This window comes from Micromonospora sp. DT44, from assembly GCF_049841635.1.
Classification (GTDB): domain Bacteria; phylum Actinomycetota; class Actinomycetes; order Mycobacteriales; family Micromonosporaceae; genus Micromonospora.
Map to the genome: position 1 here is coordinate 1 of NZ_JBNCKS010000028.1, position 22,638 is coordinate 22,638.

19 protein-coding genes and 5 tRNA genes are annotated in these 22,638 nt (G+C 72.4%); 9 read left to right on the top strand and 15 right to left on the bottom strand.

Annotated features, from left to right (window positions below; all coding sequences use genetic code 11):
* A partial coding sequence (locus ACLQ25_RS17460) for a transposase (RefSeq protein WP_425731916.1) occupies positions 1-183 on the top strand: 183 nt, incomplete at its 5' end.
* A 96-nt stretch (positions 184-279) separates the two neighbouring features.
* Positions 280-417 carry a hypothetical protein gene (locus ACLQ25_RS17465; RefSeq protein WP_425731917.1) on the top strand — a complete coding sequence of 46 codons (138 nt, stop codon included), beginning with the start codon at positions 280-282 and terminating at the stop codon, positions 415-417.
* A 20-nt stretch (positions 418-437) separates the two neighbouring features.
* Here ACLQ25_RS17465 and ACLQ25_RS17470 read toward each other — a convergent pair whose 3' ends face one another.
* The 3 genes from ACLQ25_RS17470 to ACLQ25_RS17480 are packed head-to-tail and all read right to left on the bottom strand — an operon-like array spanning position 438 to position 3,178.
* On the bottom strand, positions 438-1,286 hold the full coding sequence (locus ACLQ25_RS17470) for a polysaccharide deacetylase family protein (RefSeq protein ID WP_425731918.1): 849 nt from the start codon (positions 1,284-1,286) through the stop codon (positions 438-440).
* A gap of 35 nt (positions 1,287-1,321) precedes the next feature.
* Positions 1,322-2,500, bottom strand: coding sequence for a cytochrome P450 (locus tag ACLQ25_RS17475; protein WP_425731919.1), 1,179 nt, complete (start codon positions 2,498-2,500; stop codon positions 1,322-1,324).
* A 9-nt stretch (positions 2,501-2,509) separates the two neighbouring features.
* Positions 2,510-3,178 carry a class I SAM-dependent methyltransferase gene (locus ACLQ25_RS17480; RefSeq protein WP_425731920.1) on the bottom strand — a complete coding sequence of 223 codons (669 nt, stop codon included), beginning with the start codon at positions 3,176-3,178 and terminating at the stop codon, positions 2,510-2,512.
* A gap of 175 nt (positions 3,179-3,353) precedes the next feature.
* Here ACLQ25_RS17480 and ACLQ25_RS17485 point away from each other — a divergent pair, with 175 nt between their 5' ends.
* A complete protein-coding gene (locus tag ACLQ25_RS17485) occupies positions 3,354-4,208 on the top strand; it encodes a hypothetical protein (protein WP_425731921.1) in 855 nt (284 codons plus the stop codon).
* 45 nt (positions 4,209-4,253) lie between these two features.
* Here the strand turns inward: ACLQ25_RS17485 and ACLQ25_RS17490 are convergent, their stop codons facing one another.
* Positions 4,254-7,178: a M36 family metallopeptidase gene (locus tag ACLQ25_RS17490; protein ID WP_425731922.1), complete on the bottom strand. Its 2,925-nt coding sequence runs from the start codon at positions 7,176-7,178 to the stop codon at positions 4,254-4,256.
* A gap of 197 nt (positions 7,179-7,375) precedes the next feature.
* Here ACLQ25_RS17490 and ACLQ25_RS17495 point away from each other — a divergent pair, with 197 nt between their 5' ends.
* A complete protein-coding gene (locus ACLQ25_RS17495; RefSeq protein WP_425731923.1) occupies positions 7,376-8,509 on the top strand; it encodes an alkane 1-monooxygenase in 1,134 nt (377 codons plus the stop codon).
* A 64-nt stretch (positions 8,510-8,573) separates the two neighbouring features.
* On the opposite strand, the gene ACLQ25_RS17500 is transcribed toward ACLQ25_RS17495, so the two are convergent.
* Positions 8,574-9,155 (bottom strand): TIGR03086 family metal-binding protein, encoded by a 582-nt coding sequence (locus ACLQ25_RS17500; RefSeq protein WP_425731924.1) that lies wholly within the window; start codon positions 9,153-9,155, stop codon positions 8,574-8,576.
* A gap of 73 nt (positions 9,156-9,228) precedes the next feature.
* A complete protein-coding gene (locus tag ACLQ25_RS17505; protein ID WP_425731925.1) occupies positions 9,229-9,831 on the bottom strand; it encodes a TetR/AcrR family transcriptional regulator in 603 nt (200 codons plus the stop codon).
* A gap of 388 nt (positions 9,832-10,219) precedes the next feature.
* Between ACLQ25_RS17505 and ACLQ25_RS17510 the strand changes: the two genes are divergently transcribed.
* From ACLQ25_RS17510 to ACLQ25_RS17520, 3 genes are all read left to right on the top strand, one after another.
* Positions 10,220-10,292 (top strand) — tRNA-Gly (locus ACLQ25_RS17510).
* A gap of 34 nt (positions 10,293-10,326) precedes the next feature.
* Positions 10,327-10,397, top strand: a tRNA-Cys gene (locus tag ACLQ25_RS17515).
* A 13-nt stretch (positions 10,398-10,410) separates the two neighbouring features.
* Positions 10,411-10,485, top strand: a tRNA-Val gene (locus ACLQ25_RS17520).
* 99 nt (positions 10,486-10,584) lie between these two features.
* On the opposite strand, the gene ACLQ25_RS17525 is transcribed toward ACLQ25_RS17520, so the two are convergent.
* The 6 genes from ACLQ25_RS17525 to ACLQ25_RS17550 all read right to left on the bottom strand — a co-directional run bounded on the left by ACLQ25_RS17525 (position 10,585) and on the right by ACLQ25_RS17550 (position 19,334).
* Positions 10,585-13,341 carry an FtsX-like permease family protein gene (locus ACLQ25_RS17525; RefSeq protein ID WP_425731926.1) on the bottom strand — a complete coding sequence of 919 codons (2,757 nt, stop codon included), beginning with the start codon at positions 13,339-13,341 and terminating at the stop codon, positions 10,585-10,587.
* Entirely contained in the window at positions 13,338-16,508 is a 3,171-nt protein-coding gene (locus ACLQ25_RS17530; RefSeq protein ID WP_425731927.1) for an FtsX-like permease family protein, read from the bottom strand. The genes ACLQ25_RS17525 and ACLQ25_RS17530 overlap by 4 nt, the downstream gene beginning before the upstream one ends.
* Positions 16,509-16,515: 7 nt before the next feature.
* A complete protein-coding gene (locus tag ACLQ25_RS17535; protein ID WP_425731928.1) occupies positions 16,516-17,235 on the bottom strand; it encodes an ABC transporter ATP-binding protein in 720 nt (239 codons plus the stop codon).
* On the bottom strand, positions 17,232-18,164 hold the full coding sequence (locus ACLQ25_RS17540; protein WP_425731929.1) for an ABC transporter ATP-binding protein: 933 nt from the start codon (positions 18,162-18,164) through the stop codon (positions 17,232-17,234). Before ACLQ25_RS17540 ends, ACLQ25_RS17535 begins: the two co-directional genes overlap by 4 nt.
* Before the next feature lie 88 nt (positions 18,165-18,252).
* Positions 18,253-18,987: a GNAT family N-acetyltransferase gene (locus ACLQ25_RS17545; RefSeq protein WP_425731930.1), complete on the bottom strand. Its 735-nt coding sequence runs from the start codon at positions 18,985-18,987 to the stop codon at positions 18,253-18,255.
* Positions 18,988-19,088: 101 nt separating this feature from the next.
* Positions 19,089-19,334 carry a DUF6458 family protein gene (locus ACLQ25_RS17550; RefSeq protein WP_357122984.1) on the bottom strand — a complete coding sequence of 82 codons (246 nt, stop codon included), beginning with the start codon at positions 19,332-19,334 and terminating at the stop codon, positions 19,089-19,091.
* A 149-nt stretch (positions 19,335-19,483) separates the two neighbouring features.
* On the opposite strand from ACLQ25_RS17550, the gene ACLQ25_RS17555 reads away from it, so the two are divergent.
* Positions 19,484-19,556: transfer RNA gene (locus ACLQ25_RS17555), tRNA-Gly, on the top strand.
* A 47-nt stretch (positions 19,557-19,603) separates the two neighbouring features.
* A tRNA-Val gene (locus ACLQ25_RS17560) sits at positions 19,604-19,675 on the top strand.
* An 840-nt stretch (positions 19,676-20,515) separates the two neighbouring features.
* Here the strand turns inward: ACLQ25_RS17560 and ACLQ25_RS17565 are convergent.
* Genes ACLQ25_RS17565 through ACLQ25_RS17575 form a run of 3 tightly spaced genes read right to left on the bottom strand, consistent with a single transcriptional unit; the run spans position 20,516 to position 22,071 of the window.
* On the bottom strand, positions 20,516-21,370 hold the full coding sequence (locus tag ACLQ25_RS17565; RefSeq protein ID WP_425731931.1) for a helix-turn-helix domain-containing protein: 855 nt from the start codon (positions 21,368-21,370) through the stop codon (positions 20,516-20,518).
* Positions 21,351-21,869: a DUF6879 family protein gene (locus ACLQ25_RS17570; protein WP_425731932.1), complete on the bottom strand. Its 519-nt coding sequence runs from the start codon at positions 21,867-21,869 to the stop codon at positions 21,351-21,353. The genes ACLQ25_RS17565 and ACLQ25_RS17570 overlap by 20 nt, the downstream gene beginning before the upstream one ends.
* Complete coding sequence (locus ACLQ25_RS17575) at positions 21,853-22,071, bottom strand: hypothetical protein (RefSeq protein ID WP_278179104.1); 219 nt, start codon at positions 22,069-22,071, stop codon at positions 21,853-21,855. The genes ACLQ25_RS17570 and ACLQ25_RS17575 overlap by 17 nt, the downstream gene beginning before the upstream one ends.
* Positions 22,072-22,638: the final 567 nt, after the last annotated feature.

Consider the following 22,638-nt stretch of genomic DNA (forward strand, 5'->3'; position numbering starts at 1 on the left):
ATCTTCCCGAACCGGGCGGCGATCATCCGCCTCGTCGGCGCCGTCCTCGCCGAACAGACCGACGAATGGACCGAAGGACGCCGCTACATGGGCTTGGAACTCCTCGCCAAAGCCCGCCACATCATCGTCGAGCCGGACCAACACGACACCGACCACGCCGATCCCAGCCCAATCGCCGCCTAACATCAAACCGGATCCCGCGATGGCCGTCTCTTACACCACCAGCGCGGACGTGACCCCCGCTTACCGCGCACAACCCGGGTGCTGGTCATCGACACCATGACTCGTCCACAGGTTGAACTGTCCTTCATCGTCTCGGCGCAGAACACCAGACCCGACAGCTCGTACTTCCTGGCGGTGCCGTTGCTGAACCCCTTAGCTTGCGCTCCCCGCCCCAACGGCACCCACCAGCACTGACTTTCGTCAGGTCGCCCGGGTCAGCGGATGTAGTCCTCCAGCAGCGCCGGGGTGAGCCCGGCCCGGTGAATGGCCTTCAACGCCGCCAGGAGGTCGTCCATCAGCGCCGGCCTGAAGTGCATCAGCAGCACGTCGCCGGGCTGGACCATCTTCTCCGGGGTCTGGTAGCGCACCTTGCCCTCGTGGACCGTCTCCGACCAGTGCAGGACCGCCTTCGCGCCGCAGTCTCGCGCGGCCCGGAGCGTGGTGCCGTCGTACTCGCCGAACGGTGGGCGGAACAGGGTCGCCCGCTGGCCGAACAGCGCCTGGAGTTTGTCCGCCGACCCGCAGATCTCCTGCTTCTGGTAGTCGTACGACCGGCCGGCCAGCGAGTTGTGCCGGATGGTGTGGTTCTCCACGACCCCACCGGCGATCTGGATCTGGCGGAAGTAGACGTCGTGCTCCTCGGCGGCCGGCGAGTTCAGGAACATGGTGACCGGGATGTGCGCGCGGGCGATGAAGTCGGGCACCGCCGGCGGTCGGGCCAGCCCACCGTCGTCGATGGTGATGAAGGCGACCTTCTGGTCGGTCGGCACGCGGTGCCAGAACGGGATCGCACCCGTCACCGGCAGCGGCACCGGTTGCGGTAGCGGCGCTGCGGGGAAGACCGGCGCCTGCGACACGTACCAGTCCAGGGTCCCGCGTGCCGGCGGGGCGGTCGGCGACGGTGACGCGGTCGGGGACGGTGACGCGGACGGCGAGGCCGACGGGCTCGGCTGGGCCGCGATCTGCCGGGCGTGGAACGCGGGTCCGGCTGCGCAGGCACTCAGCGCCAGCAGGGCCAGAAGCGTTGTGGCGGCGATGATCCGACGGGTGGGGGTGACGGACACGCCCGGAAACATACCGGGCGATTGTCAGGATCCGGTCAGCCCGGTACGTCCGATTGCCGTCGGACCACGAAGGCGTCCGGCATCCGGAAGGTGAGATTGTCCGGGCACCACGGCGGACGGATCACCGTCACCCCGTCGAGCAGCGGCGCGGCCTCGGCCACCACGACGGCCGCCTCCATGCGGGCCAGGACGTCGCCGACGCACCGGTGCGCCCCCGCCCCGAACGCCAGGTGCCGCCGCGACCCGCGCTGCCCGGAAACGAAATCGTCCGGCGCGTCGACGACCGCCGGGTCGCGACCGGCGCGGGCCAGCCACAGCACGATGCTGGTGCCCGCCGGCACGGCCGTGTCGCCGAGAATGCCGTCCGCCGCCGCCACACGCCGCCAGGTGACGATGGGCGGTTCGAGGCGGAGGCCCTCCTCGACGATGTCGGCCACCGCGACGTCGCCGGCGCGCAGCGCGGCGCGTACCGCCGGTTCGCCGGCCAGCCGGTGCAGCAGCAGGGTGAGGAACTGCGAGGTGGTCTCCTGTCCGGCGACCAGCAGGAAGAAGAGCGCGCCGACCACCACGTCGGGCGGATGCCCGGCGGCGCGCAGCTCGGCGGCCAGGCCGCCGCCGGTGGCCGCGAACTCCCGCAGTACGTGGTGGAAGCGGCCCACCTCGGCGGCGAGCGCCACCTGTCGGTCGGCGTCCAGCGGCGCCCAGAACAGCTCCAGCGCCGCCCGGGCGAACTCCTTGACCGCGCCGACCGGCGCGTCCGGCAGGTCGACCAGCCGGGCCAGTACCAGCAGGGGCAGGTCGGCGGCGAGGTCCGCGTACAGGTCGACCGGCGCGCCGCTGTGGAGCGTGGTCCGTAGCCGGGTGACCCGTTCCCGGACCAGGGCCGTGAGCCAGGGGCGCTGCGCGGCGACCTTCGCGGGGTGCAGCGCGTCCGCCACGATGCCCCGGATCTGAGGATGGCTGACGCCGGAGTTGTTCGCCAGGGTCGGCGGCAACCGGAACCGGTGCCCGGCGAGCACCCGCAGCGCGGGCACCGGCATCGGGGTCACCGCGTCCAGGGCGTTGTCCGGCCGGTAGCGCTCCGGATCGGCGAGGACCTGGCGGACCAGCGCGTGGCGGGTGACGACGAGGTGGCGTACGCCGACGTGGTCGGTCACCTCGGCGATGTCCGGCCAGGGTGCCTCGACCGCGGACGACCAGCCGGAGAAGAGCACGCCGACACGCTAGCCGGCAGCTCCGGGCAGGCCCGGGCGCAACCGCCAGACGGTGGTGCGCTTCACGCGAACGCTCTCCAGGGCCTCCGGCACCGGTACGTCGTAGCTGGCCAGCTCGTCGAAGCGATCCCGGGGCAGGAACGCCCGGCCGGGGTCACCGACCAGCGCCGGCGCCCCGGCCCGGGTGGCGCGCAGCAGGAACCGCAGTACCCGTCGGGCCATCGCGTCGCTGTAGAAGACGTCCCCGGCGAGCACCACCTCGGCGTCGCCCGCGTCGCCGTCGAGGATGTCGGCGAACTCAACGTCGACGCGTACCCCGTTGGCTTCGGCATTGAGCGCGACGGCCGCGACCGCCAGTTCGTCGACCTCGACGGCGCGCACGGAGGCCGCGCCGGCCCGGGCGGCGGCGATGGCCACCAGGCCGGAGCCGGAGGCGAGGTCGAGCACCCGCCGCCCGGCGACCAGCTCCGGATGGTCGGTGACGTAGCGGGCCAGCGCCTGCCCGCCGGCCCACGCGAAGGCCCAGAACGGCGGCGGCCGGTCGGTGGAGAACTGGCCCTCGGTCAACTCCCAGAGCCCGATCGGCTCGTCCGCCTGGTGCAGACGCACCTCGGGGACGAAGGGGACCGGGGTCAGCCGGGCGTGCAGCCGGACGAACGTGCTGGAGAGCTCGGACACCTGCCCGATTGTTCCAGCGACCCGACGCCCGGCGTGTCGCGGGGGAGTGGTGACGGGTTCACCACTGTCGGTGAAATGACCCCTCATCCTTGTCGTCCGGTGCGAAGACACCCCTCTGTGTGATCCGCCCGTTTCCTCCTAGCGTCTCCCTACAGGGACGAGAAGGAACGAGGTGGTGGTGATCGTGTGGCGGTACGCGCTGCGGCTCGGGGCGTTGGTTGCCGGCAGTGCCGGGGTGGTGCTCACCCTGGCGGCGCCGGCGCAGGCGGCGTTCGCCACCGAGATCGGCGGCCTGCCGGCCCGGTTCACCGCCGGCGACCAGGTGCGCACGATCTCCGCGGTGGTCTCGCAGACGGACCGGCGCGGCGGGTGCGCGAAGGTGCGCTGGTCGATGGTGCTGCGGGTGGAGGGCATCCGGCTCGACCAGGTGAAGATGGACCGGGTGGAGGAGAACGGCGACTTCCCGGTGGAGATCCGGACCGAGAGTGACGTGGCCCGGTTGACCGACCGGCAACTCGACCCGGGCACTCTCTGCCCGGGCCGCACGGTGACCGCCCGCTACCGGGTGGCCTTCGATGAGGACGTCACGCAGGGGCGGGTCACCCTCGCCGCCGAGGCGTACGACGCCAACCTGCGCCTCTTGGCCCGCCAGACCGCCACCCGATCGGTGGTGGGAGCGAGCGGCGCCGGAGCCCGTACGCCGACGCCGAGCCCGACCCCCGCGCAGCCGAGCGACCCACCGAGCGAACCGGCGCAGGAGGAGAGCACCCAGGCCGAGGAACCGGTCGCGGAGCAGCCGGTCGACGCGGCGCCACCGTCGGCCGGCCGGCCGGTCGCGCAGACCGGCGGGTTCGGTGTGGTGCAGGCGGCGTTCCTGCTCGGCGGGTTGCTGCTCTCGCTCGGGGTGGGCCTGCTGCTGCGACTGCGCCACCTGACCCGCGCAGCGAACAAGGAGACCGAGGACCCGCCGGTGGACCGGCTCTGGGAGCGGCCCGCGCCGACCGGGAGCTGGCACCCGGCACGCCGCTGATCGGGGGTTGTCGGGGCCGGCGGTTCCCCGCCGGCCCCGACGGTGTCACTTCGCGAACGCCTGGAACTCGGCGATCCTGACCTGGGCACGGGACGGGCTGGCCGTGGCGCAGTCGGTCGTCGTGGCCGGGTCGTCGTCCTGCTCACCGGCGTACTGCGGTCCGCCGGTGCACTGACTGGCCAGCACCTCCAAGCGCAGGTGGGTGGCGGTGGTGGTCGGGACCGCGAACGAGCGCAGGTTGATGTCGCGGCTGTACGCCCGGTACGCCCCGCCGGGGAACGCATCGGCCGCGCTGGTGTAGATGCGCCGCCAGCGCGCCGGGTCGGCGCAGTCGGTGGTGGTCGCGTCGCAGGCGGACACGGCGAACGAGCGCAGCGCGCTGAGCGCGTTCTGACTGCCCGTGTCCGCGTCCCCGACGATCGCGGGTCGCAGCATCGCGCTGACGTTCACGCGCTTGACCACCTGTGGGGCGTCACCGGCCAGCGCCACGGTGAGCTGCTTGCCGGCCACCCCGTCCAGCGAGGCCCAGTTCGTCGCCTCGGTGTCGTCGGCCACCCGGTCCAGGTTGACCCCGTCACCGCTGATCGTCGCGCCGGACGCCGTGGACGCGAGGTTGCGGCTCATCCGCAGGTCCACGTAGCCAGCCTTGCCGGCGTCGGCGACCACGCTGAGCCGCTGGTGCCCGAAGCCGGGCGCGACGGCCACCAGGTCGTACGTGCCGGCGACCATCTCCACCGTGTCCGGGATCGGCGTCGCCGGGTCGGTGTCGGCCATCGGTACGGCCCGTGCCTCGTACGCCCCGACGTACACCCGGATCGGCGCGTCGGCGCTGTCCCCACGGGGGCGCAGGGTGAGTGTCGCGTTGCCGCCCCGTGGCGAGGCGAAGCTCGGCGTCGGGTCGGTGTCCGCGGCGCCGTTGGTGGCGGCGTCCCGGCCCATCCCGGAGCGGGCGAACTCGGCCCAGATCAGGTCCTGGTTCGCGCCGCCGAAGCGCAGCAGGTCGGCGGTGAGCATGTTGTCCCGCATGTCCAGCATGCTGACCTGGCTGGCCGCCTGGAGCAGGAACGAGTCGAAGACCAGCTGCGACCAGCGCCGGTTGCCCGGGCACTTGTCGGCGGGCACCGTGCCCTGCGCGCACTCCCGCTGCCGCTGCGGGGTGCCCAGGCCGTACCGCTTGACCAGCGCGGCGCGTACCCGGTAGTTGGTCGCGCCCCAGATCTCGCCGTCGGCGTGCACGGCCGGGCCGGCGGTGTTGTAGCCGATGTCGGAGTAGTTCAGCGGGCTGCGGCTCAGGTCGTAGTTGCGGATGCCGCTGACCAGGTTGCCAGTGACGTAGCCGCCGGTGACGAAGGGCGTTTCGCCGGGAGCGCGCAGGCCGTTCTGGTAGAGGTACTCCGCGGCCATCAGGTCGCCCCACGACTCGCCCATCGCACCGCCCTGGTGGCCGCTGATCCCGCTGTCCGGGCCGGCGATCATCCGGTTGGTGATCGCGTGGGTGTACTCGTGGCCGATCACCGTCATGTCGTAGTCGCCGTCCACGCACGGCGGGTACGGGCCACCGGCCTGCGGCTGCCACAGGTACATGTTGGTGGTCGGCGGCAGACCGTCGCGCGGGGTGCCCTGGTTGGCGTTGTTGCGGTTGCCGGTCAGCGCGCCCTGCTGGGCGCGCCCCTGCTCGGCGTCGCCGCCGAGTCCGGACGGGGTGAGGTTGACGGCCTGGAGGTTCCACGCCGACTCGGTGAAGCCGAGCTGGTACGCCCAGTCGTGCATGCGGTTGTGCATGACGAACAGGTTTGCGATCGCCGCGTCCGCGTCGTTGCGCCGCGTGGACGTGAACACCTCCGGGTTGCACCTCGCCTGGTGCCACTGGTCGGTGAACGGGTACTCGTAGCGGCGCTCCGGGCTGGGTGTGGCCGGCACGACCGGGGTGTTGTTGCCCCAGGAGAGCACGGTGTTCGCCGAGTTGCCGCGCGAGGTGAAGGTGGGTGTGCCGGTGGCCGCGTCGACGTCCCACGGCTGCCCGGTGGCCGGGTCACGGAACGCCGCCTGGCAGTCGGGGGCCGGGTCGCCGCACCAGCGGACCCGGGGGTCCTGGCCGGCGGCGAGGTCGCGGGGTGGGGTGGCCGGGAAGACCGCCCAGCTCGGGTTGTCCGAGTCGAAGTCGACGAGGTCCTCGCGGACCAGCACCTTGCCCGTGCTGCCGTCCACGTAGCTGGTGAACGCCGCCGGGTGGTCGGCGTCCGCGCCGATCATGGTCACCTCGTAGGCGGCCCGGGGTCCGTCCAGCGGGGTGGGCACGGCCGCGGCCCGCACGGTGTGGCTGGCCACGGCCGTCGGGCTCAACCCGGCGCCGGCGAGCGCGTCGGCGTACGCCTGCTCGGCGGTGCGGGTCGCGGGGGCGGGCGCGCGGGTGTCCCGGGCCAGCGAGGAGTTGACGGCGAGCACCGAGCCGCCGCTGACCGCGAGCGTGACCAGACCGTCGTGACCGGCCGGCAGGTCACCGAAGCGTTGCCGCAGGGTCACCACCGCACCGCTGCCGATCGGCCGGACCAGCACCCGGTCCAGGTCGGCGACCGTCGCGGCGTCCATGCCGTACAGGTCGCGGTTGGCGGTCAGGTAGGCGCGCGCGGCGGCCTCCGGGTCCGCGGGCAGTCCGGTGGCGAGGGGGGTACGACCGGGGCCGAGCGCCTGGGGGGTGCCGAGCCGGTTCCACCGCGCGTCGGGGTCCGCCGCGCGGGCCAGCCCGCGCTGCCGGGCGTCGGGTGCCGCCGTACCGGTGCGGTTGTCGAGGTCGGCGGGCTGGTGCCCCTCGGCGAACGGCCCGGACGTGCGCTCGGCGGGAGCGGCGGCGGGTGCGGCGTTGCTCGTGCCGGTGGGTAGCAGCGCGGCGAGGGTCGCCGTCGTCGCCAGGACGGCGATGAGCCGGCGTCGACGCCGGCTCATCGGGGGTGACCACTCCGGTTGTGGCACGGGACCTCCTTGTGGGAGCGGGATGGCCGGCGGCCGCCGACCGGCGATGCGCGGTGACGCATGCGCATCTGTGGATATCAGCCGTCCGAGGAAGCGGCAAGGTCTCGGGCCGGTCGACTCGCCAAATGATCGAGATATGTCGACTTTACAAAATGCTCTCTCTTGTAAAAGGCAGTGATGGGTGTCACAGTCGGTCCATGGCCGTCGACACCGCACCGACCGTCGGACCCGTCGCCTGGCGGGACCGGCGCAAACCCCTCTGGCCGCTCGCGCTGCTGGTGCCGGCGCTACCCTTCGCCGGCCTCGCGCTGTGGCGGAGCACCGGCGGCGCCTGGGCGTGGTGGCTCACCCCGGTCGTCGTGTTCGGTCTGATCCCGGTGATCGACCTGCTCATCGGCGACGACCGGCGCAACCCTCCCGAGGAGGCGGTACCCCGGCTGGCCGCCGACGGCTACTACCGCTGGCTGACCTACCTCTACCTGCCGGCCCAGTACGCCGCCCTGGTGGCCTGCTGCGCGGTGTGGACCCACGACAGCCTCTCGGTCGTCGGTGCCGCCGGCCTGGTCGCCACCGTCGGAGTGGTCGACGGCATCGCCATCAACACCGCCCACGAACTGGGCCACAAACGCGAGCGGGTGGAGCGGTGGCTGTCCAGGGTGGCACTCGCGCCGGCCGCCTACGGGCACTTCCACGTCGAGCACAACCGTGGCCACCACGTACGGGTCGCCACCCCGGAGGATCCGGCCAGCTCCCGACTGGGGGAGAGCATCTGGGCGTTCTGGCCGCGTACCGTCCTCGGCAGCCTCCGCTCGGCCTGGCGGTTGGAGGCCAGCCGGTTCCGCCTTCGCGGCCGGACCCCCTGGACGTACCGCAACGACGTGCTCAACGCCTGGGCGATGACCGTGGCGCTGTACGCGGCGCTCGCCGTGCACTTCGGCCCGGCGGTGCTGCCGTTCCTGGCGCTGCAGGCGCTGGTCGGCTTCTCCCTGCTGGAGGTCGTCAACTATCTGGAGCACTACGGGCTGGCCCGGCAGCGCACCGCGACCGGGCGTTACGAGAAGGTCGACGCCCGGCACAGTTGGAACAGCGACCGCACGGTCACCAACGTCTTCCTCTTCCAGCTTCAGCGACACAGCGACCATCACGCGAACCCGTTGCGCCGCTACCAGACGCTGCGCAGCTACGACACGTCACCGCAGCTGCCCGCCGGGTACGCGACGATGGTGGTCGTGGCGCTGTTCCCACCACTCTGGCGACGGGTGATGGACCACCGGGTGCTCGCCCACTACGGCGGCGACCGGGCGCTGGCCAACACCGGACCCCGACGGTGACGGCTCAGTCGCCGGGCGCCCAGTCGGGGTCGCGTCAGTCGCCGGGCGCCCAGTCCGGGTCGCGTCAGTCGCCGGGCGACCAGTCCGGGTCGCGGCCGAAGGCGGCCAACAGCTGATCCTGCTCGTCGGCGCCGGCGGGCACCTGTGCCGCGTCCCGGACCAGCTTGTCGCGTCGGTAGTCGTCGACCCGGCCGGCGAACCACTGGGCGCACACGTGCACCGCGTCCGGGTCGAACCGTGGGTCGGCGCCGATCGCCACCGCCAGGTCCCAGCCGTGGATCAGGTGTTCGGCGAGGAGCTGTTGGACGTACTCGGCGGCCGGGGTCGGGCCGGCCGACAGGTGCACGGTGCGGTCGATCGTGCCGGGGTGGGTGACGGCGACCTCGGCCTGCGCGGCGGCCTCCCGCGCCGTCGTGATCGGGTCGGCGCCGAGCACGTCACCGTCGAAGCGGTCGCCGACCTCGTCGAGGGTGCGGCCGGCGAGCAGGGGAACGCTCCACCGGTCCTCGCCGACCACGTGGTTGACCAGGGTCCGGACGTCCCAGTCGGGGCAGGGTGTCTCCTCCGACCACTGGTCGGGCCCGATCTGGTCCACCCGGTCGACAAACTCGGCCAGGCTCCGGCGGTACGCGTCGAGCAGATCCATGCCGTCGATTGTTCCGTTCGGCACGCCGGCCGGAGCCGTTTTGCCCGGCCTGGCGTATGGCGCGGTCGGCCGCTCAGTCCAGGTCGGTCGGGTCCAGACCCAGCTCGCGGGCGGTGACCAGGCGTACCCACTCCCCGAACTGTCGCCGGGAGATGACCCGGTCGTGCACCGCGAGCTGCACGGCGAGGCCGTCCATGACCGCGCTGATCCGCCAGGCGGCCCCGTCCGGGTCGGCGCACTGGAAGGTGCCGTCGGCGACCCCGGTGGAGATCACGGCGGCGAGATCCTGTCGCCACCGTAGGTCGAGCCGGCGGGACACCTTCTCCAGCTCGGGGGTGCGCAGCGACTCGGACCAGCCGTCGATCCACATCGACCAGGAGATCGCCCGGCCGGCCGGGGTGTAGAGCTTGAGGATCCGGCGGAGCTTCGTCAGCGGTGGCGCGGAGGAGCGGGTGACCGCGTCCAGCCGGGCCAGATCCTGCTCGACGGCGTACGCGAAGGCCTGCGCGAGCAGCCGATCCTTCGTGGCAAAGTGGTAGAACACCAGTGCCTGGCTCACCCCGGCGGCCTGCGCCACGTCGGCGGTTCGTGTGTTGGCCAGACCGCGCTCCACGATCACGTCGCAGGCCGTGCGCAGCAGGGCATCCAGGCGGATCTCGGCCGCACGTCTCGTCACGACCGTTACCGTAGCCCATCGACCCGAACACGAACAGTTACCGCTACCGTCCGATTCGTGGGGTAAGAGTCGGAAGTTGGACACTTTCCAGGGGCGCCGTGGCTCGTTCACCTGGTGGAGTTCGGCGAGGTGGGCGGCGCGCCGTCGAAGTGCCCCGCCGGCCATGCGCCGCGCAGGCGCCAACCGTCGGGATGATGCCGGAGTGTGACGGCCGAGGGTCAATTGAGACATCAGGTCAGCTGACTAGGAAGCCCGCCGTCGGTGGTGGCCGTCTCCCCGTGCGGCGTCGCACCGGGCGGGATGGGACGCGCCGACACGGACCCCGATTTGGCAGTCGTTCGCCGCTCGGCTAAAGTTCTCATCCGTCACCCGGGAACACCGGGGGCGTGCGGACGTAGCGCAGCTGGTAGCGCATCACCTTGCCAAGGTGAGGGTCGCGGGTTCGAATCCCGTCGTCCGCTCGGAGCTGCCGCCACGCATGACGGGGGCAACCTCGGTGGGGTGGCCGAGAGGCGAGGCAACGGCCTGCAAAGCCGTGTACGCGGGTTCAAATCCCGTCCCCACCTCGGCAAAGAGCACGGGCGATTGGCGCAGTGGGAGCGCGCTTCCTTGACACGGAAGAGGTCACTGGTTCAAACCCAGTATCGCCCACCAGCTGTACGACGTGATCGTTGAGGCCCGTCACCGGATCCGGTGACGGGCCTCAACGCTGTTTTTAAAAGAGAGCTGGCGGCCCGCCCGCACGAAACAGACCTACTCGCCGGCGCGGAGCACCTCGCTCAACCGGTCGCGTCGTCGCAGCGCCGACTCGACGGGTACGACGGTGGCGGCCGCCGCCAGCAGCGCCGCGCCCAGCAGGGCGAGCAACCACCACGGCAGGATCGCCGCCGGGTCGTCGGCCTGGCCGGTGAGCAGCCGCAGGTCGAGAGGGCCGAGCGTCGCGCGTGCGAGCAGGGCCCCGAGGAGCGGGCCGCAGACCGCGACCACCGCGACCGGCGGCAGCAGCTCTCCGGCGGCCACCCAGCGGGCGTCGCGTGGCCGCAGCCCGAGGGTCCGCAGCCGGGTGAGGGTCTGCCACCGTTCGGAGGCCCCGGCGGCGGCGGCGAGCGCCAGGCCGAGGAGCCCCAGCGCCAGCAGCACCGCGGCGGCGGCCCACGTCAGCCGTAGGAGCCCTGCGGTCAGCGGAGCCGCTCGTTGCGTCCGCAGGACGTCGGCGCGCGACACGACATCGGCCGCGACGCCGCTGTTCGACACCGCCCGCGCCGCGCCGGGACCGGTCACCCAGACCGTGTTCGGAACGGCGGGCAGGCCAGCGGTGGCGAGAGCCGCGGCGTCCACGAGCACGACGTCGTCGGCGCCGCCGACCGAGGGCGCGGTACCGACCACGGTGAGGTGGATGGCCGGGGCGTCGGCCCGGGGTAGCTGCAACCGCGTGCCGGCCGGCAGCTCGCCGTCGCTCGATCGGACCAGCGCGGGAACCTCTCCGGGACCGGGACCGGGCGTCGTGAGCCGGGCCAGCGCGGGCGCGTCGGGCAGCGGGGTGGTGGCCAACAGGCGCTGGAACGCTTCGGCGTCCACGATGACCAGGCGCGGGGCGAATGGTGTCGAGTCCGTGAAGACGCGCGCCGAGTCGGTGACCTGCGCGACGACGACCTGTCCTACCCCCGGAGCGGCGGCGATCTGCTCGGCGATGGCGGGCGTGCCGGCCTTGGCGTCCGCGGCGACGTCGAGGCGGGCGTCGGCGCCGACGGTGCTCCACGCGCCGTCGGCGAGGCCCCGGTTGACGGTGGAGCCGAGGATGAGCGCGAACGACGCGAGCGCCGTGGCGCTCACCAGCACCAGTAGCGGCAGCGCGCGCCCTGCCGTCGTGAGCGCCCGGGCGGCACCGAAGACGGCCAGCGGGCGGCGCGAGCGCAGGGCCTGGCGGAGCGCGAGCCGCGCGCCCAGGGGGAGCAGTCGGATCAGGACGAGCGCGCCCACGAGCGCGCCCAGTGCGACGGCGCTGACCGGCAGGATCACGTCCCCGGTCACCTCGCCGGTGTCGCCGTCGGAGGTGACCGGCAGGAGCCCGCGGTGGTGCAGTGTGACGAGGGCGGCGACCGCGCCGATCAGGACAGCGGCCTCCACGACGGCGCGGCGCAACTGCCCGGTGGCCCGCACCCAGCGCCGAGCGGACGGGTTGGCGGGCTGACGCCGATCCCGGCTGGCGCGGCCGGCGGCCAGGGTGCCGAACGCCGGCCCGGCGACGGCACCGGCGAGGACCACGGGAATGGCCCAGCTCCACGAGACGCCCGGCGCCACCACGCGGGCGAGCGCGAGCCCGACCGCAGCGGCCGACAGGGACACCACTGTTGACTCGATGGCCAGTTCCACGCCGAGGTCGGGTAACGCCGCCCCCCGCTGCCGAGCGGCGCTCAGCGCCAGGGTTCGGCGGCGGACCAGCAGGTCGGCGGCGAGCAGCAGGACCAGGACCGTGGCGGTCAGCACGCCGGTGAGCAACACGGCCGCCTGCGCCCGTACGGCGTTGACCCGGGCGCGGGTCGCGCGCAGGGTGGCGTCGAGCTGCGACTCCCACTTCAGGGAGTCGTCGCGGGCGCCCGACGAGCCGGAAGCCGCCTTGAGCGTGACCACCTGGTTGACCAGGGTTGCGCTGGTGGCCCAGGTGAGCGCGTCGGGGTCGGGGGCGAAGTGGATAGCGCGCCGCAGTTGGTCCTCGTCGACGGCGAGACGGGCGTCCGGCAGCGAGTCGCGCGACAGCAGACCCGCGAACCGGGTGATCCCCACGCCGTCGGCGCCGGGCACGGGGCGCCGGAGCGCCGGGGCGAGTCGCCAGGCGGGGTCGGCGGCGTCCGTGGGTCGGTAGATCCCGCTGATCCGGAGGTCCTTGTCACGCCCTCGGCTGTCCTTGGCCGGGATCCGGTCGCCGGGGCCGACATCGAGGGCGGCGGCGTCCGACTCGGAGATGCCGACCTGCACCGGCCAGGGCGGTCCCTGGTAGGGGACTTCGACGAACCCGTCGGGGACGGCCCCGGCGGGCGCGTTTCCGGCGACCCAGGTCACCTCCGGGCCGCCGGCGTCACCGGCCAGGTAGGTGAACTGGAAGGTACGCGGCGCGGTGCCGTCGGTGATGCTCAGGACCGGGCCGTCGACGACGGCGATGGGCGGGAGCAGCGCGGCGTCCAGGTCGGGCCCGAGCGCGTACGTCGCCCGGACACGGAAGTCGTCGACCTCCTTGGCGAGGTTGGCCATCCGTACCCGCCCACCCGTCGGACCGTCGTCGCGTTCCCAGTCGGCGTGTGCGAGGACGTTCGCGTCGTCGCTGCCGCGGCGGACGCTGTCCTGGACGGTCTTGTCGGCGGCCGCGCCAAGCAGCACCGGCACGGCCCCGGCGAGCAGCGCGACAGCAGCGATGACGGCTGCGGAGAGCAGCAGCGGGCCGGCGTCGGCCCGGCTCCGGCCGCGGACGCTGGGCCAGTGCGGCGCCGGGAACCGGCGCGTCAACTGCTTCACGGCGCCACCCGCAGGTGCGCGGCGTCGGCCCGGCGGACCTGGATGCCGACCACGGCGGCGACCGCCAGCAGACACCCGACCAGCAGTACGGCGAGCAGCGCGGCCTCGGCCGGCCACGGCCAGTGTGGCTGGGCGGCCGGGACGGGCGCGGCGCCGGTGTCGGAGCGTACGAGCAGGGGAGCGACGAGGCGGGTGGCCAGCGCGCCGACGGCCGCGCCCGCCGCGAGCAGCGGCAGCAGAACGCCGGCGTGCTGGCCGAGCAGCACGGCCCGGATGCCGCGCCGGGACATCCCCAGACCGCGCAACCGCGCCACCTCGACGGCGCGGAGCTGCAGGTCGCAGGTGACGTGCAGGACGACGCCGGCGAGCAGCAGCAGGGCCGCGGCCGGTACGACGAGCCGGAGCGCGCCCGGCAGCCCGGCGCGCAGCGGGCCGCCGAGGAGGCGGGCGGTCTCCACCTCGCGGGTCGTGACGGTGCCCAGGTGCAGGGCGGTGGCCCGCTCGGCGGCGCCGGGGCCGGCCGGGTGACCGACCCACCAGGCGTCGACCGGGAACGTGAGGTCACCGGCGAGCACACGCGCGCGGGACAGCGCGTCCAGGTCGGCCAGGACGGCGACGGCCCCGGGGGCGGACGGTACGGCCCGCACGACCTCGGAGACGACGACCGGGACGGGCGTGGTGCCGACCGTGATGCTGAGCTTGCTGCCGGGGTGGACGCCGACCTCGCTGGCGAAGCGGGCGGAGACGGCGACCGGCACCTCACCGGGGTCCGGGAAGGCGGTGGCGACGAGGGTCCGGGCGGCATCGTCGGCGCCGTCGAGCTCGACGGTCGCGGCCATCCGCAGCGCGGTTCCGGTCGGCGTGGGGGACAGCCGGACGTTCAGGTCGCTCAGCTTGCTCGGCACCGGCGGAGCGGACGTGGCGGTCCAGTCCGATCCGTCGGTGGACGCCGCCGGCGGCACGGTCAGCGTGACGGCTACGGCCACGGGTCCGGCGGCTACGGGTTCGTCGCCGAAGTCGGCGGCGACCGGTAGCGCGACCGCGACGAGGCGCAGCCCGTCGGCCGTCGCGCAGGCAGGTAGCCGCACCTCGCGGCCGTCGAGCGGTACGGCGGGACCGGTGCAGGACGTGCGGAGGCCGGTGACGTCCTGCAGCAGCAGCCGGGGCGTCACGGTGAGCGGGGTGTCGCCGGCCGCCGTTCCGCTGAGTACGAGCGGTGCGCCGGCCGGGACGGCGAGGCCGGTGACCCGGGTTGGTGGTGCCAGCGCGGCACCCACGTCCGCCCATTCGCGGTCGTTGTCCAGCTGCCCGCGAAGCAGCGCGTCGGCGCGGGTGGTGTCAACGGCGACCAGGCGTGGCGCTTCGCCGGAGGTCCCGAGCCACTGACCGACAGCGATACCGCGGTCGAGGACCGGACTCACCGCCCCCGCGGTGGCCGCGCTGACGAGCGCGCCTTCGCCGGCCGAGGGCGACGTGCTGAGGGTGAGCGCCAGGTCGGTGCCGACCGAGAGCGCGGCCTGGTCGCGCTGCGACTGGTGCCAGGTGGCGTCGAAGGCCAGGCCGAAGGTTCCGGCCGCGCAGGCCAGCCCGACGAGCAGGCCGGCGGCGACCGCCTGGGGCCGGCGGGCGCTCTCGGCGACCGCCAGCGGAAGCGCCAGGCCGCGGGCGCGGTAGGCCAGGCGGTCGGCGCCGCGCAGGGCGGGCAGCACCACCCGGAGCGCCAGGGCGGCGCCGGCGGTGAGCAGGAGCGCCGGAGCGAGCACCCGGACCGCGTCGGCGCGCGGGCTGGCGGCGGTGGGCTGCGCGTACAGCTGCCACCATCCGACGGCGGCGAACACCGCGAGCAGCAGGTCGGCGCCGGAGCGGGCCAGCAGTTCGCGGCGGGTGCGCCGCTCGCCGGCGGCCGGGACGGGACGGATTGCCAGGACGGTGAGGACGGCGGCGAGCAGCAGCGTGCCCCCGGCGACCGCGAGCACCTGGATGGCGGTGATGGCCGGCCGGACGGTCAGGCCGGCGTCGTCCAGCGGCGGCAGGTGGGTCAGGCCGGCGTGCAGGGCCGACGAGGCGGGTATCGCGAGCGCGATGGCGACGGCCGCGACGAGCCCGGCCTCGAGGGTCGCGGTGGCGGCGAGTTGACGACGGCTGGCGCCCAGGGCGGAACGCAGGGCGGTCTCGTCGGCGCGGATGCCGGCGGTCAGGCGGCCGGCGAGCACGAGCGCCGTCGCGGCCAGGACACCGCCGAGGACGGCGATCGCGAGCACGACGGCGGCGGTCACGTGCCGTTGGTCGTCGGCCGACCGCAGGGTCAGCGCCAGGTTGGTGGCGACGCGGGCCATCTGGACGCGGTCGCCGAGAGCGCCGGCCAGCCGTCGGTCGGCAGTGTCGACGGCCCCGGCCAAGGTCTCCAGGTCCCGGCGGTTGGCGTGGCTCAGGTCCGGATGGGCGGTGACCTCCAGGCGGTCGACGGTCGCGCCGGTGGTGACCAGGTCGGCGAGGTCGACGAGGAACGGGCCGTAGGCGTTGACCGGTTGCAGGAAGCGACCGTCCCGGTAGCCGGTGGCGGACCCGGCCCCGGACAGCGGGTCGCGGTCCCAACCGCGCCCGGCCAGCGGGCGTACGACACCGACGACGGTCACATCGATGGCCGGGACGGGCGGGTGGGCCAGCTCGACGCCGAGGTGCACCCGGCTACCGGGAGCGAGACCGAGCAGGTGGGCGGTGGACTCCAGGAGCACCGCGTCGCCGGGGCGCTGTGGCCAGCGTCCGGTGACCAGCTCGGCCCGGGCCGGCAGGTCGTCGAGCCCCGACAGGTACGCCTGTGGGCCGACGGTGGTGCCCGGGGCGAGCGCGGGCGGTAGTGCCCGCAGCACCGTCGACGCCCGCGCGGTGGTGGTCAGCGGGAACGGCGCCAGCGCGGAGGTCACCCCGGCGCGGGTGTCGGCGAGGACCGACGACGCGTCGGGGCCATCCACGGAACCGGTGTAGACGGTCGCGTCGACGGCGGCGGCATCGGCGCGAACCAGGGCGACCTCCAGGGCCCGCTCGGCGGTGCGGGTGACCAGCAGCGTGCAGGTGCCCAGCAGGGTCGCGCCGATCGTGACGACCCCGAGGAGGGCCGCGAGCAACGGCCACTGCGCGCGGGCGCGTCGGCGGACGAGCCTCAGCATCGTCGTGTCACCCGCCGTCCGGCACGGGCTCGTACGCCTGCTCGGCCGCCTGTTCGTCGAGGTGCCCGTCGTGAATGCGGATCACCCGGTCGGCCAGGGCCATCATCACCGCGTCGTGCGTCGACACGAGCACGGTGACGCCCTCGGACTCCGCCACCCCGCGTAGCAGGGCCATCACCGACAGGCCGGTCTCGGCGTCCAGTTGTCCGGTGGGCTCGTCGGCGAGCAGGAGCCGGGGCGACGCGGCCAGCGCGCGGGCGATCGCCACCCGCTGCTGCTGGCCGCCGGACATCTCGGCTGGCCGTTGCTGGGCGTGGTCGGCGAGGCCGACCAGCTCCAGCAGCAACTCGACCCGCCGCTCGCGCTCGACCGGGGCGACGCGGGCCAGCCGTAGCGGCGCGGCGACGTTCTCCGCGGCCGACAGCACGGGGATCAACCCGAAGTTCTGGAAGACGTACGACACCTTCTCGCGCCGCAGCCGGGACAGGCCGTCCTCGTCCAGCGTGGTGACGTCGGTGCCGTCGACGTGCACGGCCCCGGCGTCGGGGCGGTCCAGGCCGCCGATGACGTTGAGCAGGGTGGTCTTGCCCGAGCCGGACCGGCCGACGAGCGCCACCATGGAACCGGCGGTGACCTCGAACGACACGCCGCGCAGGGCGTGCACGACGGTCGGCCCGGCGCGGAAGCTTCGGTGCACGTCCCGAACCCGCAGCAGCGGCTCGCTCATTCGCCGCTACGCGAGTCGGAGCGGATCGTGATGTGGTCGGGTTCCAGGGCCAGCCGGACCCGTCGGGTCAGCGCCAGCGCCTGGCGGAATTCGCGGGGCACCTGGACCCGCCCGGCCCGGTCCATTACGGCGTACTCCTCGGCGGTCATGTGGGTGTCGCCCTCCGCGTTGGTGGTGGTGCGGCGCAGCACCTCGCTGCTGGTACGACCGTCGCGGATCGCGACGGTCCGTTCGACCTGGCCGCTGACCTCCGGGTCGTGGGTGACCACGACGACGGTGACGCCGTAGCGCCGGTTGACGTCGCGCAGTACGCCGAAGACCTCGGCGGACGTGGCGGCGTCCAGCTCGCCGGTCGGCTCGTCGGCGAGCAGGACCCGGGGCTGGTTGGCCAGGGCCACCGCGATCGCCACCCGCATCTGCTGCCCACCGGAGAGTTGGCCGGGGCGGCGGTCCGCGCAGTCGGCGACGCCGAGGCTGTCCAGCAGTTCGGCCGCGCGCTCCTGCCGCTCCTTCTTCGCGGTGCGGGCCGCCGTCATCGGCAGGTCCACCATCTCGCGCGCGGTCAGGTACGGGATCAGGTTGCTCGCCGTCTGTTGCCGGACGAACCCGACGGTGTGCCGCCGGTACTCCACCCGGTCCGCGCGGGACATCGCCAGCAGGTTCCACGTGTCGACCCGGACCCGTCCGGCGGTGGGGGCGTCGATGCCGGCCAGGATGGACAGCAGCGTCGACTTGCCCGATCCGGAGGCGCCGACCACGGCGACCATCTCACCGCTCTCCACGGCCAGGTCCAGTCCCTGGAGCGCCTGCACCTCGACCGAACCGGTCTGGTAGATCCGTACCAGGTTCTCGCAGACGATGAGCGCGTCCCGGCCGAACTCGGGTGCCCGCGCGGACGGCTGCGGCAGGGACAGCGGTGTGGTGGACATTCCCAGCAGTCTCGCAACCGGCGGCTTCGTTGACCATGCCCGCGGGCGGCTTTTCTGGGCCGAGGAACGAGGATCCGCCGTCGGTCGGTCAGAAGGTCAACAGCCGGAACTCGCCCACCGGCCGGAAGCCGAGGCGGCGGTAGATTCCCTCGCCGACGGAGGACGAGGTGAGGGCTGCCGTGTGGGCGCCCCGCTCCCGGGCCAGGTGGAGCGCGGCCCGGGTCATGGCCGTGCCGATGCCCTGCCGGCGCTGTTCGGGCTGCGTGCCCACGAAGTAGAGGGTGACCAGACCGTGGCTGAGCCAGGCGACAGCCGTGCCGACGATTCGGCCGTCGGCGAGGCGACCCGCCAGCCGGATCACTGTGCCGTCGCCACTGAACGCCTTCTCCCGTTCGATCGTCGCCGGGACACCCTCGGCCGGGATGCCGGACACCCGGGCGTAGGCCGGGACGAAGGCGTCGAGGTCGTCGGTCTCGGTGATGCGCACGCCGGTGGGCGTCGGGGCCTCGGCCGCCGCGGTGAGCGCCCTCGTCATGATCGGCATGCGGGCGACCTCGGTCGCGCCGAGGGCGACCAGGCCGTCGGCGGTGCCGACGTCGCTGTCCGGGCCGACCCACCAGACTCGGGGTACGCCCCGCAGGCGTCGCCGGGCCTCGACGAGTGCCTCGCCGGGCGGCGGCCCGGCCACCCGCAGCACCCCGTTGAGGGTGGCGTGCGGCACGTCACTGCGGTAGGTCGGCAGGTCCGGGCCACCGTCCGCGCCGATGTTCCAACCGAGCAGGTACGACCGGTGGGCGACCAGCACCGTGTCGAGGGACTCCATGAGCGCGATCGTAACGCGGGCGCGTATCGGGCCTCACCAGCGCAAACGTGAACGGGCCGGCATCCTCGCAAGGAGGTCGCCGGCCCGTTTCACCGAGCCCTTCACAGCGGCGGGGCGATGTCCCGCCGCTCCTCGACCCGGCGGTACTCGACCGGCTGCTCGGTGGTCGTCACGACCGCGCCACGGCGGCGCTGGAAGATCAACGCCGTCATGATCAGACCGAGGACGCCGGCGCCCATCAGGATCCAGCCGACCACGTCGAGGTTGATGCCGCCGACGCTCGCGTCGAGGGCGAAGGTGAGAATCGCGCCGAGCGCGATCAGGAAGATGCTGGTGCCGATACCCACGACAGCCTCCTTAGGGGGTGTGGTGTGCTGTCGAGGTTCATCAGTACCCCGCCGTCGAGCAGCGCAATCGCGGTCGCCCGAGGGTGCCGCGCCGGCCGATCTTGGCGTCGGGTAGAGTTTGCTCCGTCGCCGGTGGTAGCCGGGGACGTGCGGACGTAGCGCAGCTGGTAGCGCATCACCTTGCCAAGGTGAGGGTCGCGGGTTCGAATCCCGTCGTCCGCTCGCGATCCGTCTCGACGGGCCTGACTGCCGGTTCGAGCGGGCACCATGGGCGATTGGCGCAGTGGGAGCGCGCTTCCTTGACACGGAAGAGGTCACTGGTTCAAACCCAGTATCGCCCACCCCGTAGTTTTGTTACACGTCAGACCGGACGATCAACGTTCGGTCTGACGCGCTTCGTGGATCAGGGTTTTGCTCACCGTAGCCCGTAGCCCGTAGCCCGTAGCCCGTCGCCCTGGACGAATATCTCCCGTCGCTCCTTGGCGCGGCCCCTGCCGTCGAGCACGTACCCCGCAAGCCATAGCCAACCGTGGTAGGTCGGCTTCGGGCAGACTTTGATGACTCTGAACTTGAACCCACGGTCGCCCGCAAACTGAACGCTGGCACCCCGACCTACGTCCAACACATCGCCCGGCCTGGGCGTCGGTAGGTTCGGAGGCATGCGCCGCTGCTCCGGTCGTCCGCTTGGCCTACTGCTCACATTCATCGTCGCCAGTAGTCAGCGCATCTCGCGTGCTGATGGTGCTATCCCGTGCCCTATGGACCTCGGCCGAAGCCCTTGCCGTGGTAGATGCGCCGCATTCCGGGCACCATTGCTCTTTGACTTTGAAGCTGAACAGTCCTGCCAGGAACCCCAGTAGTACGGCGCTGATCAGAGCACCAAGCATCATCACGGTCACCCTTCGCCTGCATAAGGGTTGCTGCCGGACGGACACCGTTGCCGCGGGCCGCCCGGCAGCCTCAAGGGAACCTCGCCACCGAACGGACAGACGTTGATTCGTCATGGCCAGGCAAGTGGTCGTCCGTTCGTCCGTTAGCCAGTGGGCTTCCGGCTCTGGTGCCGTCGCCGGATCCACTGCAACAGCCGCCTTTCGTACCCAGCGTCCGTCTTGCCGAAGTTCCGACTTGACGGTATGAGCGGGCCGTCCACGCCGTCCATGATGTTGCGAACTGTTGCGACGCTATTGGCCAAGTTGATCGATCGTGCGGCCGATCAGCGCCCGCGCCTCCGGCCCATACACAGCCGACACCTGAAGGCGGTCGAACATCCGCGCGTACAGCTCGATCTCTTGCGGTCGGGTGACCTCGATGCTCGCGGTGGGCGTCTCCAGCGCGATCAGGAGGTCGTCGAAGATCCAAAAACCGGTGGATGCGACCGCCGGACGTTCGATCATTAGGGGAATGATGCCCACCGAGACGTTAGGCAGTGACATCACCGCGAGCAGCCGGTCCAACTGCCCGGCCTGGGTGACGGCGTCCCCGAACCAGGTCCGCAGGGCTTGCTCCTCCAGCACCACCACGAACCGCTTGCCGCGCTGGTAGAGCACCCGCTGACGCTCCATCCGCACCGCCACGGCCTCGTCCAGGTCGTTGGGCGTCTCGAGGAAGTCAATCCAGAACGACAGCATCGCCGCCGTGTAGTCGGCGGTCTGGAACAGCCCGGGGATGGCGTTGTGTTCGTAGATCCGGAACACCGATGTCTGCTCGTACAGGGCCAGGGTGTGCGCGCCGAGCACCCGCTTCATGCCTGCTCGGCTCTGGCGCCGGAACTCGAGGTAGGCCGACTCCACCGCCCGCAGCGTGGCGGTTAGATCGGGGATCTGGTCTTCGGCGTTGCAGGCGTGGCACCAGGCCAGGATGTCGTTGTCGGTGGGCGGCTGGACGCCATGCTCGATCTTGCTGACCCGCGTGAAGTGTTGGCCGGTCAAGTCTGCCAGCGCCCGCCCCGTGAGCCCTGCTTCCTTGCGCAGCTCACGGAGACGGACACCGAGCGCCTCCTGGCCCTGGCGGGCAGCGCTAGACGGGTTGGTAGTCACGGTGCGGGATGGCCAACTGCCAGACGGCCTCGAACGCTGATCGGCACAACTGCAGGTCGGTGGGGTCGGTGGACGCCACGCGATCCACAGCCAGGCCGTTGCCTGCGTAGATCAGGAAGACCGCTAGGCGGTCGTCGAACAGGTAGTAATCGTTTCCGGGTAGCGCCAGTGATGACACCAGCCGACGTGGCACCCAGCGGATGTCCTCGCCAGCGTCCACCATGGGCTCAGCAATGCTGTACGACCAGCGCTGATAGTCGCTTAGCGGCTCAGAGACGATGCGCGCCCGGCGCACCGACCGACCTGCCTTGACGTGCTCGTGCAGGCTCTCGCACCAGCCCTGCAGCCAGGCCAAGTCATCCGGCTCGCCGGCGGCCCACTTGGCCATGTAGGGCAGCTCGACCGCAGTGCCGTAGGCGTCGCGCGTCTCCAGGTGGATGGCATCACGCTCAAAGCTCACCAGCAGCCGTTCGAACTCAGCCTCACTGATCGAGGTCACGATCCCCCTGCCTGAAGAACTGGAGCATCCGGTCCGGGATCTCCACGCAGGACTCGCCCTCTGGGATGCTCATCTGTGCCAACACTGCTGGATCCGACACCACCCAACCCTGCACCACCCAGCTCTCCCGGTCAGTGCGGTACACCGTGGGCGAGCCGGTCGGGTTCGACTCCGGATCCTTACCGATCAACGTTAGGCGCATGGTCCACTCCCTGTCCTGTCGGTTGCGGGATGTTGCGACGTGGCCATCCTGAGGGCAGACATGTTCGGCGTCAAGGAGTAGGTGAAGGATTGCGGATGGTGACGGCAAAGGATGGGAGGGTCCTCGGGCCCCCTGAGGAGCGCCGTCCATGCGGCATCGCACCGGCCTCGCCAGCCGCGGATTCCGGCATGCCTGGCAAATAAGGGTCTCGCCACACCGAACCTGCGAGTAACTTGCTTTAGCGTTGGATCGCGGCATGCGCCATGTCCTAGATCCGACATGATCGGCGGCTGTCATGCTGCGTGTTGGCTTGTTTACGTTCGGCTATGGCTCAGAGGCCGCGCAAGCAGAAGATCAAATGCCGGGGTCCGCGTGACGGGGACGGGCGTGCCTGTCAACGGCGGGTCGGCCGCGTCGGTCAGCGGTGTCCGCAGCATGTCGGTCGACCGGAAGTGCCGCCGGGCAAGCGCCTGTCCGAGTACGCCAAGCAGTCTCCCAAGAAGGCCAAGCCGAAATCACCGGCGCGATCTCAACGAGCGGCAAGCCCACCGCGTCCAGCCAGGGCGA

Coding starts and splice junctions, on each gene's coding strand:
- ACLQ25_RS17465 (WP_425731917.1), top strand. CDS start 280: ATGACTCGTCCACAGGTTGAACTGTCCTTCATCGTCTCGGCGCAGAAC.
- ACLQ25_RS17495 (WP_425731923.1), top strand. CDS start 7,376: ATGGCCGTCGACACCGCACCGACCGTCGGACCCGTCGCCTGGCGGGAC.
- ACLQ25_RS17500 (WP_425731924.1), bottom strand. CDS start 9,155: ATGGATCTGCTCGACGCGTACCGCCGGAGCCTGGCCGAGTTTGTCGAC.
- ACLQ25_RS17530 (WP_425731927.1), bottom strand. CDS start 16,508: ATGCTGAGGCTCGTCCGCCGACGCGCCCGCGCGCAGTGGCCGTTGCTC.
- ACLQ25_RS17535 (WP_425731928.1), bottom strand. CDS start 17,235: ATGAGCGAGCCGCTGCTGCGGGTTCGGGACGTGCACCGAAGCTTCCGC.
- ACLQ25_RS17540 (WP_425731929.1), bottom strand. CDS start 18,164: ATGTCCACCACACCGCTGTCCCTGCCGCAGCCGTCCGCGCGGGCACCC.
- ACLQ25_RS17545 (WP_425731930.1), bottom strand. CDS start 18,987: ATGGAGTCCCTCGACACGGTGCTGGTCGCCCACCGGTCGTACCTGCTC.
- ACLQ25_RS17575 (WP_278179104.1), bottom strand. CDS start 22,071: ATGCGCCTAACGTTGATCGGTAAGGATCCGGAGTCGAACCCGACCGGC.